10 protein-coding genes are annotated in these 13,684 nt (G+C 44.9%); 1 reads left to right on the forward strand and 9 read right to left on the reverse strand.

Annotated features, from left to right (window positions below):
* Window positions 1-2 precede the first annotated feature (2 nt).
* The 9 genes from HBHAL_RS17080 to HBHAL_RS17120 form a co-directional block, all read right to left on the reverse strand.
* Window positions 3-1,955: a beta-galactosidase gene (locus HBHAL_RS17080; protein ID WP_014644754.1), complete on the reverse strand. Its 1,953-nt coding sequence runs from the start codon at window positions 1,953-1,955 to the stop codon at window positions 3-5.
* The gene (locus HBHAL_RS17085; RefSeq protein WP_014644755.1) at window positions 1,956-2,906 is read right to left on the reverse strand and encodes an aldose epimerase family protein; all 951 of its coding nucleotides are present in this window, start codon (window positions 2,904-2,906) and stop codon (window positions 1,956-1,958) included.
* A 15-nt stretch (window positions 2,907-2,921) separates the two neighbouring features.
* Complete coding sequence (gene galT / locus HBHAL_RS17090) at window positions 2,922-4,433, reverse strand: UDP-glucose--hexose-1-phosphate uridylyltransferase (RefSeq protein WP_014644756.1); 1,512 nt, start codon at window positions 4,431-4,433, stop codon at window positions 2,922-2,924.
* A gap of 21 nt (window positions 4,434-4,454) precedes the next feature.
* The gene (gene galE / locus HBHAL_RS17095) at window positions 4,455-5,444 is read right to left on the reverse strand and encodes a UDP-glucose 4-epimerase GalE (RefSeq protein ID WP_014644757.1); all 990 of its coding nucleotides are present in this window, start codon (window positions 5,442-5,444) and stop codon (window positions 4,455-4,457) included.
* Window positions 5,441-6,613, reverse strand: coding sequence for a galactokinase (locus HBHAL_RS17100; protein WP_014644758.1), 1,173 nt, complete (start codon window positions 6,611-6,613; stop codon window positions 5,441-5,443). The genes galE and HBHAL_RS17100 overlap by 4 nt, the downstream gene beginning before the upstream one ends.
* A 46-nt stretch (window positions 6,614-6,659) precedes the next feature.
* Window positions 6,660-8,879: an alpha-galactosidase gene (locus tag HBHAL_RS17105; protein WP_014644759.1), complete on the reverse strand. Its 2,220-nt coding sequence runs from the start codon at window positions 8,877-8,879 to the stop codon at window positions 6,660-6,662.
* Window positions 8,880-8,905: 26 nt separating this feature from the next.
* Window positions 8,906-9,733 (reverse strand): carbohydrate ABC transporter permease, encoded by an 828-nt coding sequence (locus HBHAL_RS17110; protein WP_014644760.1) that lies wholly within the window; start codon window positions 9,731-9,733, stop codon window positions 8,906-8,908.
* On the reverse strand, window positions 9,733-10,647 hold the full coding sequence (locus HBHAL_RS17115; protein ID WP_014644761.1) for a carbohydrate ABC transporter permease: 915 nt from the start codon (window positions 10,645-10,647) through the stop codon (window positions 9,733-9,735). The genes HBHAL_RS17110 and HBHAL_RS17115 overlap by 1 nt, the downstream gene beginning before the upstream one ends.
* 222 nt (window positions 10,648-10,869) lie before the next feature.
* Window positions 10,870-12,189, reverse strand: coding sequence for an ABC transporter substrate-binding protein (locus HBHAL_RS17120; protein ID WP_014644762.1), 1,320 nt, complete (start codon window positions 12,187-12,189; stop codon window positions 10,870-10,872).
* A 248-nt stretch (window positions 12,190-12,437) separates the two neighbouring features.
* On the opposite strand from HBHAL_RS17120, the gene HBHAL_RS17125 reads away from it, so the two are divergent.
* A complete protein-coding gene (locus tag HBHAL_RS17125; protein WP_014644763.1) occupies window positions 12,438-13,649 on the forward strand; it encodes an ROK family transcriptional regulator in 1,212 nt (403 codons plus the stop codon).
* The last annotated feature ends 35 nt before the right edge of the window (window positions 13,650-13,684 follow it).

Raw genomic sequence — 13,684 nt, forward strand, 5'->3', positions numbered from 1 at the left:
CGTTACTTTTTTATTATTTCGCTTGCGTAAGGTTGCAGCTGCCTGCCATCGAAACTTTTCACATAGGGACTGTGGTTCATAACAAATAGATAGCTAGTATCATCTACTTCCCTTCGATAGACCTCTACATCCTCAGGAGAATCGATATACTCAATCTCCCGTTCTTCCAGAATCTGCTCTGCCATCTGATCAAGAGGAGCTTCATTTAATCCGCCGCCGATATAATAGACGCTTCCTTTACCCACTTCATTCTTCGTTACTGCGGCATAGTTTTCATAGAATTGGTCCTGATAATGGTAAAGCACCTCCGCTGTTTCCGCCACAAGCAGATCTCTCCACACAGATACCGTGCCACTCGTCTGAGCAAAGTCACCTTCGCCTTTCAGCTCCACGGCATGCTCTTTTGTCAGTGATTCGATTTCTTCCACTCGTACACCCGTCAGGTCGCGCACCAATCCTGGGAGCACTTCGCCAAGCCTCAGGTTGTTGTCTTTTCCTTTTAATCCAGTCCGGAAAGAGAACAGGACGGTGCCTCCGCCAGCAGCAAACGATCGAAGACGCTCTGCCAGCGATTCGTCCATCATCTGCATAACAGGTACCACGACTACCTTATACTGTGAAAAATCACGATCGGCAGGGATTACATCAATCGGAATATTCCGCTTATAAAACGGGCGGTACATTCGCAAAAGCTCTTCGTTAAAGTCAAAATCTTTACTTTGAATCTGCGACCTCCACGACCAGATATTATCGTAATCATATAATACCGCTGCTTCAGATTCAATTCGGGATTCCAGCAAACGTTCATACTGCTGAATATCCGTAAATAACGACTGGACTTCTTTATATTTCCGGCCGTACACATTATCATGATCCACTACTCCGTAACAGAATTGCTCCGCTCCTTTGGTCATGCCGCGCCAGCGGAAATACAGCAGGTTGTTGCAGCCATGCGCAAACGCCTGGTACGACCACATCTTCGCCTGATTCGGCCTCGGGAGATAACCAATAACATCATGTCCCTGCGCGCCCATCAGCTCTTCCACAATCCAGTAGTTCTGATCCTTGAGGCCACGGTTAAAGTCGTGGGTCATCGCAATCGCTTCCGGCGGGACCGGTTTTTCCAATCCACCCCAGACCGGGTAGTTGTCATACGATACATAGTCCATCGGTTTCACATTTTCCGCATGGTCGAACCATTTATCGAAAAATCCACCAGAAACGTTTGTGGTGACGTCTTGATGACTGCCTTTTGCTTCCCGGACGATCTCCGTCATTTCATGAGTAAAGCTGTTCACCGTAAACGAACGAAAACGGGCCCATTCCAATTTCAGGCTCGGATTGTGGGTTGTCACAGTCGGCTTCGGCACAGGAATTTCCGAGAAGTCATTGTACGTCTGCCCCCAGAAAATCGTGCCCCATTCCTCATTCAAAGCCTCGACAGATGAATATTTTTCTGCCAGGTACTGCTGGAACTTGCTGTGACACTGGTCACAGTAGCACATATCACTGCCTTCATGGCCAAATTCATTATCGATCTGCCAGGATATAATCGCTTCTTCGCTGCTATAATGCTCGACCAGCTTACGCGTAATCCTCCCGGCATATTCCCGGTAAACATCCGAGTTAAAGCAATATTGACGGCGCCCGCCGAATACGCGGGTCTGTCCGTTCTCATCTTCTGATAAAACAGAAGGTTCTTTATGAGCAAGCCAGGCTGGAAAAGTAGCCGTTGGCGTGCCGAACATCACGTTCAGTCCCTGCTCTTTCACTTTATCAAGAACATGATCGAAATATGAAAAATCAAACTGCCCTTCTTCCGGCTCCATTAAGTGCCACGCAAACTCGCCGATCCTTACGATGTTCGCTCCAAGCTCTTTGATGCCCTGAAGATCTTCGTCGATCATTTCTTTTGGCCAATGTTCCGGATAGTAATCTACACCTAAGTACGTCATTTATAACCCTCCAATTGAAAACGTTAGCGACCACGTGTAAGAACCGCGAGCAGGAATCCGTGAAACTTTGTCGATTTTCTCAGCGAGATAAACGTCATCATAAACCCCTGTACACGGTTCAACGCCTACATTATATTCACCGCGGTAGCCTCCACGGGTTTTCCAGATCCCGAGATAAGGGACTTTATCTTCCGGAAAACGATACGTAAGTTTACGGCTGATGTCTTCCTGAATGATGGAACACCAGCCCTCATTTAGACGATCCGTAAAATAAAACTTCTCTACCGTACCATCCTCTTTTGGTTCAAGCTCAGCTAAATCAAGCGTTTTTCCCGTTTTCAGCGACTGCGTTTCCGGATACGAATGGGTCGTCCCCCACTCTCCTAAATGCTGGGTCCCTTTTTCAACATTCATCACTTCATTTAACCCCTGCGGAACTTCTAATTTCGTTGAATCATTTAAATTCCACAAGGCATGAGGCGTCCAGATAAAAGGGAAAGGTTCATCGTTTTTATTCCCGGCTTCATATTCGATCTCGATGCTTGACCCTTTTAATGCAACTGTTTTTCTAATTGAATAAGGAAATGTGGGACTTTCCACATCGAGAGAAATCCCTTCCTCTGTCTTTTCCCAGTTCCATGGCAATGCCCATACCTCTCCATGATCAGGGATCTCTTCCCAGTCTGCAGGATGAGGACCTTGATCGATCCCTGGAAACATCTCATCAAACCCACTTGAATCATATTGGGAAAAATCGGCTCCATACGGTGGTACCGTTAATTCTGAAGCCGACGTCTGAAACAGCCACTCATAGGCTGCTTCTTTATCAAAAAAGCTGACCATTTTCCCGCCATAAGAAGGAAGAATGACACAGCGGATCTGCTCATTTTCAAGTACAACAGCTTCAAGTCCTTTAAAGTTAAGCGTCTCTATCACCGGCAGGTCAACCATGTTCCACTCTCCCTTCTACATAATTTGTTTAATAAACCGGGTGAAGGCCTCTTGCCCCGCTTGCGTCCTTTTAAAGACACCCGCATGTTCAAGCACCGTCGAAAAGCGTTTGCCGACTTCCTGCCTCAACCGCTCCTCAATGTCCTCGTTCTCTGCCATGTCCATTTGTTTCGCCCATGCCACGTGTTTAGCTGTCCGTTCATCCTGGAGTGCCTTCCCGTCCAGCTCGTCCGTCTTCATATACTCTGTCAGCTGATCCATTTCTTCAATTAAACGGCCGGGTAAGACGGCAAGACCCATCACTTCGATTAAGCCTATATTCTCCTTTTTAATATGATGGACATTTTCGTGCGGGTGAAAAATCCCCATAGGATGCTCATCACTGGTGCGGTTGTTCCGAAGCACCAGATCCATTTCAAACGCTCCGTTCCGGTAACGCGCAATCGGTGTGATCGTGTTATGCGGCTCCCCGTCGGTTTCTGCATAAACGTCTGCCTCTTCATCCGTGTATCCGCGCCATGACGTAAGGATTTGATCCGCAACTGCAGACAGCCGTGAGCGATCCTCAGAACGGAGCCGGATGACCGACATCGGCCAGCGGACAATCCCGGCTTTAATATCCTTGAACCCTTGAATGGTAAATTCCTGTTCAATCGGAGCCTGAGCCATAGGGAATTCGTGATGGCCCCCCTGGAAGTGATCGTGGCTTAAAATCGAGCCGCCGACAATCGGAAGATCCGCATTCGAACCGATGAAATAATGAGGCAGCTGATCAGTGAAATCAAGCAGCCGGTCAAAGCTGTCTTTCGTAATGCTCATCGGGCGATGCTCCCGGGAGAAGACAATCGCGTGCTCATTGTAATAAACGTATGGAGAGTACTGCAGGAACCAGTGCTCCCCTTCAAGATCCATCGGAATCACACGGTGGTTATCACGCGCAGGGTGATCCAGGCGCCCCGCATAACCGACATTTTCTTTACACAGCAGGCATTTAGGATAATTAGGTCCATCTCCCTTATTCGCCCGTGCTGCTGCGATGGCTTTGGGGTCCTTTTCGGGTTTGGAGAGGTTAATGGTAATCTCAAGATCTCCATATTCCGTCTCACTGTACCAGTGCTTATTTTTTTCAATCCGATTCGTACGGATGTAGTGACTGTCCTTGGATAATTGGTAAAAATAATCCGTGGCCGCAATCGGCCCCCTGGCTTCAAACGTCTGGTAAAAGTTCCGAATGACTTCCGAAGGCTTCGGCATCAGCTGATCCATAATTTTCGGATCAAATAAATCCCTCTCTGTCGTCGTATTATCCTCCATCAGCCCTTGCTCGACCGCATAATCCAGCATCCTTTCAAGAATCGGCACCGGCGTTTCCGGCACCTCCTCTGCCTGAACAGGTTCAGCAGTCTTCCCGTCCAGATTGAATAAATGAAACAGGGCATTCCGTACGTAATCAACGTCCCAAACGGACACCATTTTTTTGTTGAGACCATATTGAATAAGCTGTTCGATGTCACGATAAATCGCCACTCTGTTCACCATCCCTTTTGTTTACTTTTCATAACCTTCCGGATGCTTCTGAAACCAGTCCCAGGCATTTTGAATCATCATATCCAGCTCCGCATGAGCGGGTTTCCACCTGAGCTCTTTCATGGCCTTTTCAGAAGAAGCCACGAGCTGGGCCGGATCACCTGCACGTCTCGGAGCAACTTCAGCAGGAATCTCACACTGAGTCACCCGGCGCGCCGTATCAATGACTTCCTTCACACTGAATCCTTGCCCATTTCCGAGATTGTACACAGCACTCGTTTCATCTTTTTTCAACTTCTCAATTGCCAAAAGGTGAGCGTCTACCAGGTCCGTTACATGAATATAATCACGGATACACGTGCCGTCTTCGGTCGGGTAATCATCGCCGAATATCATGATTTTATCCCGCTTGCCCTGAGCTACCTGGAGTACGATCGGAATGAGGTGCGTTTCCGGACGGTGATCTTCACCGACTCTTCCCTCTGGATCCGCGCCCGCAACATTAAAGTAGCGGAGAACCACATGTTTGATACCATGAGCCTGTTCGGCCCAGTGAAGCATCTTCTCAATGGCCAGTTTTGTTTCCCCATACGGATTGGTTGGTGTGGTACGGTCATCCTCCTGAATTGGTACTTGATCAGGCTCACCGTAAACCGCTGCCGTAGATGAAAAGACGATTCGTTTTACCTCATGCTCCGCCATCGCTTTGAGTAAACTGATCGCACCGGAAACATTATTGTCATAGTACTTCAAGGGATCTTCGACGCTCTCTCCAACTAGAGAATCCGCTGCAAAATGAATTACGGAATCGATCTCATTTTCAGTAAACACCTGCTCTAGAAAGGCCGCATCCCTTAAATCACCGTTGTAAAAACGGGCCTCTTCGAAAATGGACGCCTGATGGCCCTTTTGCAAATTATCCACGACCACTACTTCTTCATTACGATCCAATAATTGGGCGACGGCATGACTTCCAATATAACCGGCGCCTCCACAAACGAGTACGGTCATTTATGAACCTCCTTTAATTTCTTGGCCCCATCGCCAATTTCTACTTTATAAAAGTCAGCTTCAAGTCCTGTCTGTTCGGAATATTTACGGCCGACATTATCCATAAAAGCTTCGACCTGGTTTCGATTCACAATACTTATTGTACAACCGCCAAATCCTGCGCCGGTCATTCTTGAACCGACGGCGTCTTCCTGCCAGGCTGCTTCCACGAGCGCATCCAGCTCTTTACCCGTTACTTCGTAATCATCACGCAAGGAGACGTGCGATTCGTTCATCAACTGTCCAAACCCTTCAATATCTCCAGCGTTCAGCTTCTCCACCGCTTCCATCGTACGACGATTTTCGTAAACGGCATGCTTGGCCCGCTTCTGGGCTAAAGTGTCTTCTATAAGATGTTTATGGTCTTCGAATTCTGCTTTGGTTAAATCACCTAAGCTATGAATCGATAGTTTCCGCTGCAGATCCTTCAGAGCTTCTTCACACTGCTCTCTCCGCTCATTATATTTTGAGTCAGCGAGTCCGCGGCGTTTATTCGTATTCGCTATGATTAAAGCATGATCCGTCAAATCAATAGGCGTATGTTGATACTCCAGCGAATCACAGTTTAATAAAATAGCATGATCTTTCTTACCCATTCCGATGGCAAACTGGTCCATGATGCCGCAGTTAACCCCGACAAACTCATTCTCTGCCTGTTGGGAAAGCTTGACCATTTCCACCGGATCAACCGAAAGTTGAAATAGTTCTTTTAAAACAACCGACGTGACCAGCTCAATAGATGCCGACGAAGACAGTCCTGCTCCATTAGGAATATTCCCGTAAAAAGCAATGTCCATGCCGGAAGAAATCTCATACCCGGCAGTTCGAAAAGTCTTGATCACACCTTTCGGATAATTGGCCCAGTCATCTTCATCTCTATATTTCAGATAGTCTAGATCGGTTTCAATAACTCCTAAGTCAGGAAAGTTCATGGAATACAACCTTATCGTTGTATCCTCTCTTTTTTGTGCGGCTGCATAAGTTCCCACACTTAAAGCACACGGGAAGACGTGTCCTCCATTATAATCCGTGTGTTCGCCAATCAAATTCACTCGTCCCGGTGCAAAAAATAAATCGACCGGTTCATCCTTTCCTAATTGTTCCTGAAATGCTTGCTTCAATTCTTTCATATCGATCACCTCATTACTATATTGGTAAGTAGAAGCGAAGGATGCCCTAGTTCTCCTTCAGCAGGAAAATTCGGGACTGGTAGTCTCCTCCACGTTCTGCCTGATGAGGATTGGCGCCATTAAATTCCTTGCCTAGAGGCAGGCCCCGATTCATCAATTCGTCTCCATAAAACAAACGAGTAAATCCTTCAATTTCATATCGCTTCTCAGGCTGCAATCCTTTAAGTTTCAAGGTTTGGTTATGCCCAGGGTTGGGCCGGTAATTCTCTTTGTACCAGCCAACAATCGCCTGCTTTCCATTTGCGCTGCACGCTATCCAGGCTGTTTCTTCTCCTTCAAATGGGCTTTTCAGCCGGTAGAACGTGCCCTGGGCGATCAATTTCCTGACCTTTTTAAAAAATTCAATTTGCTGCTTCACTTCAGACTTTTCCTCTTCACTCAGCTGTGAGGGGTCTAATTCGTAACCAAACGTCCCGAAATACGCGACATCTCCTCTAAATTTGAGTGGCGTTTCCCGAAGCGTCTGATGGTTCGGGACAGCTGAAACGTGAGAGCCAATCGTAGCGAGCGGATACCCCAGCGAAGTGCCATACTGAATTTTCAGCCGTTCAGCAGCATCGGTATCGTCACTCGCCCACGCCTGCGGAGCGTAGTACATCATTCCAAGATCAAACCGGCCGCCTCCGCCTGCACAGGATTCAAATAATACATTCGGATATTGGGTGGTTAGACGCTCATATAAGTCGTAACCCCCAAGGATGTAACGATGATAAAATTCTCCCTGGTTCTGGAGGTGCTGAGAGAAAGGCTCCGTAATATTACGGTTCATGTCCCACTTAATATAATCCAGATCTGCTTCTTCAATCAAAAGGCTCATTCTCTCGTATAAATAATGGACGACCTCAGGATTGGAGAAATCAAGAACCATCTGATTCCTTCCCAGCGTCTGATGACGACCAGGTGAACCAATAACCCAGTCCGGCCGTTCTTTTATCAGTTCACTCTTAGGACTGATCATTTCCGGTTCAAACCATAATCCAAACTGCAGACCTTTCTGTTTCACCGTACGCGAAAGCGCACCAATTCCATTCGGCAATTTCCTCTTATCGACAAACCAGTCTCCTAAAGAACTCGTATCATCGTCCCGCTTTCCGAACCATCCATCATCCAGAACGAAGAGTTCTATTCCTAATTTTCCAGCTTCCGTCGTAAAGGCATCCAGCTTCTCTTCATTAAAGTCAAAGTAAGTAGCTTCCCAGTTATTAATGAGAATTGGACGCTCTTTGTCTATCCATCTGGAAGGGATTAAATGCCTCCGCTGCCAATCATGCAGCGCCTGGCTCATGCCATTTAATCCTTTTTCTGAAAATGACAGCACTGCTTCAGGGCTTTGAAAGCTTTCCCCTTTTTCCAGTGTCCACTGAAATGACCCCGGATGAATACCCATGGATAATCGCGTTTGATTAAAATGGTCCACCTCTGCCTGCGCAAGAAAGTTTCCGCTGTAGATAAACTGGAGACCGATCGCTTCTCCCTGATGTTCTGTGGCAGTGGGTCTTTTCAACATGAGATACGGATTATGCAGGTGTGAACTTGCTCCTCTGTTACTGGAGATCGATTGAATTCCCTGCTCCAGCTTTCGCTTTTTAACATGTCGTTCACGTGCCCAGGCTCCGGAAAGATGCATCAGTTCATAATCCGCATCCGGCAGATCCAGCGTTAAGGACATTAGACGCTTTATTTCCAGCGTTGATTCAAAACCATTTTTAATCATATGACTTCGGGTTAAAATCGGCAGGTTCTCAAATATGGTATAGAACAGATGAATTTCTGCTCCGGTTACCTTATCCATTAATCGGATAGTCAGCGTCTCTGCTTCCGTTTCCTGGGCAAAGGAAACGGGAAGACCTTGTAGCTTCGGCTTCCCTTTTCCTATTTCATATCCCTGGAAAGAAAAATCAGATACTTGGATTTGTTGATCGTCTTCAATTTGAAGAGCGGCCTCCCTGAAGTCTCCTTTTCCATAAAGGGGAAATTCCTGTTTCACTGTTTCCAATGAAAAATCAGCATCATCCGCGAATGTATGAGTGGTGTACGGAACGGTATTTTCATAGGTTTGAAAGTGTGTGAAGTCCTCGCGATCCGTCAACGCCCGGCCATAATACAGATGCCCTAACTGCCCATTTTTCATCACATGAAAGATGTAACTGATTTGACCATTTGTAAGATGAAATTGCTGTCTTTCTTCATTAATATATATCGACACAACGACACCACCTGTCTATTCGTTCTTTATTCTTTAACAGATCCACCAAGAATACCGGAGATGAACTGTTTTTGCAGTAGTAAGAAGAAAATCATAATTGGCAAGGTGGAGAGCGTGGTCCCCATCATAACCTGTCCGTAGTCTATACGGGACATCCCTACCAGACTGGATAAAGCTACCGGTAAGGTGTACATATCCTGTGACTGCAGTACAACAAGCGGCCAAATAAAGTTGTTCCACTGGAACATAAATAAGAAAATACCGACGGCAGCGAGTGCTGGTCTCATGACCGGAAGTACAATCCGGAAAAAGATATGGAATTCTCCAGCCCCGTCCACACGTGCCGCTTCCAGTAGAGAATCCGGAATGGCCTGCATGTTTTGACGCATTAAGAAAATCGCGAATGGATAGGCAGCCTGTGGCAGAATTACTGCCTGGAACGTATTCAGCCAGCCGACATTAGAGAAAATTTCAAACAAAGGAATTAACGTAACATGGTACGGAATCATAATCGCCACTAGCAGCATAAAGAAGATCTGATTTCTTCCTTTAAACTGAAACTTAGCAAAAGCGTAACCGGCTGCTGTACAGATGATGGCAGCTAAAGCGGTGAAAGTGAGTGTAATCAGCAAGGAGTTGCCCAGTACTCTAATAATGCCGACATTTTCATTTAGATTCTTAAAATTTTCCCACCCATGAGTGCCTGGAAAGAAGTTAGGCGGCACTTTGAAGATTTCACCCGATGGATTCGTTGCGCCTACAAACATCCAATAGAATGGAAAAACGGAAACAATAACCCCTACAAATAGAAAGAAGTATAATAGAGTCTTTTTTAAAGGACTGACGTTTTTCATTATTTATCTTCACCTGCCCATTTCATTTGTGCCCAGGATAGAACACCAATGATTAGTACGAGTACATATGCAATAGCGGAGGCATAACCAAAGTCAAAATATCTAAAGCCATTCTGATATAAGTACAAAGTAATGGTTAAAGTAGAGTTATTCGGTCCGCCTTCGGTAAGGATGTATGGTTCATCAAATAATTGCAGAGTACCAATGGTAGAAAGTACGAAAGTAAATAAGAAGATAGGTTTCAGCTGAGGGATCGTTATATAAAAGAACTGCTTCAGCTTGCTTGCCCCATCCATTTCCGCAGCTTCATAAAGGGACCCAGGAATATTCTGAAGACCTGCCAGGAAGATAACCATGTTATAGCCCGTCCACCGCCAGGTAATCGCAACCATAAGAGCTACTTTCGCCCAAAATGGGTCAGACAGCCAGGCGATAGGCTCCACGCCCACAAAAGATAGCAGATAGTTAATCAGACCATAGTTTTCATCAAGCATAATCATGAAAATAATTGACGAAGCCACGAGCGCTGTAATGGCTGGCATGAAAAAGGCAATCCGGAAAAAGCTCTTCATTTTTACCAGTTGGGAATTCAATGCTACAGCGATGATCACGGCAAGAAATAACTGAATCGGCACTTGTATGAGTAGAATCAAGAACGTATTGCCAAGCGCTTTATAGAAAAGTCCGTCCTGAAACAACCGTATATAGTTTTCAAGACCCGCAAATACATAGCCGGAACCTTCACGCTTTTGGAAACTTAATAGTAATGAAGAAATAACAGGATAAACCGTGAAGATTAGAAAAAAGGTGACAGCCGGCAGAATGAATAAATAAGGGACATTCTTGGGCGTAATCCAGCGCTTACGTTTCTTAGGTTGATTGGATTTTGCTGGTTCAGCATTGCTTTGACTCAAATGAATTCTACCTCCTTAATTAAAGTACCCGCGCCTTATATATAAGCGCTTTCAAAACCGGATGACTTTATTAATTAATTTAATTTACTTAATGATAACACAACGTTTTTTATATGTCTGCTTTAATTCCAAAAAATCTAAAAAGTCGGTCAATCTCCTTATGTGAAGGAGACTGACCGACCATTTCTTACTATACAAATACATGCAGGAAGATCATAAGGATTACTCGGTCACTTCACGACCTGTCTCACTTTTCAGCTTTTCAGCTGCATTTTGTAACGCGTCTTCAATTTTCGTACCATCAAGCAAAATAGAAGCTTGAGTATCAGACATTGTATCAAATGCACGAGCATAGTCAGCTGTATAGTTGGCTACAGGAATATCAGCCACTTCTTCAGAGAACAGTTTATAGATCTGTTGATTAGAGAAGTATTCAGACTCCTGGCTAAAGAACTCTTCTTCATAAGTAGAGCTCAAGGATGGGAAGATTCCTTTTTCTTTAAGAGCTTTCATTTGAGGATCTACTTCTGTCGTGAAATATTCTACGAAAGCATAAGCTGCACCTTGATTATCCGTTGAAGATGGAATGACAAGATCTGATCCGCCTAAGTTAGCCGCACGGTTGCCGCCCTCTTCAAAAGCTGGCAGTTGAAAGACTCCCCATTGCCCATCTTGATCAGGGGCCTGGTCTTTAATGGTACCTGAATACCATACACCAAATGGAACGGTTGCTACTTCCCCGTTTACTGTGGCAGATACTACACCATTCCAGCCATCGTTGTTCAGCACAAGCTCTTCATTTTCCAGCTGCTGAATCACTTCAAATGCTTTTTTAGATTCTTCTGAAGTCACATCAATATTTCCTTCTTCATCATAATAATACGCGCCCTGCTGGTTCAGCATCATGCGGTACAAGGCATCATCTTTTGCGATATCGATCGGTACCATCTGCGTACCTGTTTTCTCTTTAATTGTGTTTCCTGCTTCAATGTAATCATCCCATGTTTTAATATCTTCGGGATTTACTCCTGCTTCCTCAAAGATGTCGGTACGATAGAAAACGCCTGTCGGTCCAACATCCCACGGAGCCGCGAAAAATTCTCCGTCGGCATTCTGAGTAACAGATTTCTTATATTCACCGAACTTATCCTTATGGTCATCATACCCAAGTTCTGAAAGGTTAGTAAGGGCATCAGGGAATTGGTCATAATAGTTAGCCAGGCGATCTGACTCTACCATAACTACATCGGGTAAACCATTACCTCCTGAAGCTAGTCCTACCGTCAGCTTTTCATAAACATCCAATCGTCCGATATCCTCTACCTTCACTTCAACATCAGGATATTGCTCTTTAAATCCATCAACCGCAAGTTCCATCGACTCAGCTGCTACGTTCCAGCCCCAAACCGTTATTTCACCGGATGGTTCTCCACCCTCATCACCTGAAGATTCATCTCCACCACTTCCACTATTGCCTGAACAGGCAGCCAGAACCCCAGCAACAAGGCCCACTACCAGAAACATTTTCCACCAGTTTTTCATAATTATCTTGCTCCCCCTTTTTTTGATAGCGTTTTCAAAACTTACTAAAATAAATTAATTAACTAGTTATAAGTTAGCATACTAAACGTAAAATTAAAAGAGTTTTTTCAAAATTACCAAAATAGTTTATAGGGCGAAAGAGATACTTTATCATGCTTTTGCTGGTAATCTTTTTACTTAGTTAAATAAATTAAATTAGTAAGATTTATGATATGATAGGGTAAGATAGAAATGCTGGAGGAGATGAAATGACTACAAAGTACACACGAGGCAGTTTCCAATTAATGAAATCCATGAACAGATCCATCATTTTAAATATGATACGTGAAGAAGGACCTATATCTAGAGCGGAAATCGCTAAACAAACCCGTCTTACTCCCCCCACAGTCAGTAACATTGTGAAGGAACTGATTAATACACAGTTTGTTATAGAGACTACCCAGGGAATGTCTAAGGGCGGCCGTAAGCCTACACTTCTGGAAATTAATGCTGACCAATTTTATACTCTTGGCATAGATGTAGGAACTTTCCATATGAAATTCGTAGTAACCAACCTGTTCGGAGATTTAAAAGATGTAACCAGCCTGCCCATCGGTAACTATCCAGGGAATGAAGATATCTTATCCATTATGAAACAAGGAATTCAGGATCTTCTTTATTCAGGAAAAAACGATCCAGATAAGTTTCTGGGAATAGGGGTGGGGATGCACGGCATTGTCGATCCCGAAGAAGGTATTTCCCTTTTTGCTCCCTCTTTTCAACTTCGAAATATTCCTATAAAAGAAGAACTGGAAAAAGACTTCAATATGATTGTAAAAGTCGAAAATGATGCGCGTACCATGACGTTAGGTGAATACTGGTTCGGTAATGGAAACGATGCGGACAACATGGTTGGAGTAAATGTCGGGAACGGAATCGGTGCAGGAATGATGATTAAGGGAAGACTTTTTCACGGGGAAAACAGTATAGCTGGTGAAATTGGCCACGTAACCATTGATCTATCCGGACCAAAATGCACATGCGGTAATTACGGCTGTCTGCAAACCCTGGCTGCCGGACCAGCCATTGCCGAACGGGCTCGAAAAGAATTAAAAACCGGAAAACCTTCGATCATACATGAGCTGGTTGATGGAGATTTTGAGAAGGTAGATGGTCAGGTAGTCTATCAGGCGGCGTGTGAAGGTGATGAGTTCAGTATTGATCTATTAAATCAGACGGGACGATATTTGGGCATTGGATTGACCAATTTAATACACACGATTAATCCCAAGCGAATCATTGTGGGCGGTGGTGTATCGAATGCAGGAGATTTCCTGATGAAAGGAATAGAAGAAACGATACAGTCCAGAGGATTAACCGATAAAGCGAAAGAAACGTCTATCGTTCTATCCAAGCTTGGCGAACACGCTTCCGCCATAGGAGCCTGCGTCCTTGTACTGGAAGAGTTCTTCGTCAGGTAACGATAACCCAAAAACCCCCACCTCAGGTCATCCAA

The sequence above is a fragment of the Halobacillus halophilus DSM 2266 genome, from assembly GCF_000284515.1.
Classification (GTDB): domain Bacteria; phylum Bacillota; class Bacilli; order Bacillales; family Halobacillaceae; genus Halobacillus; species Halobacillus halophilus.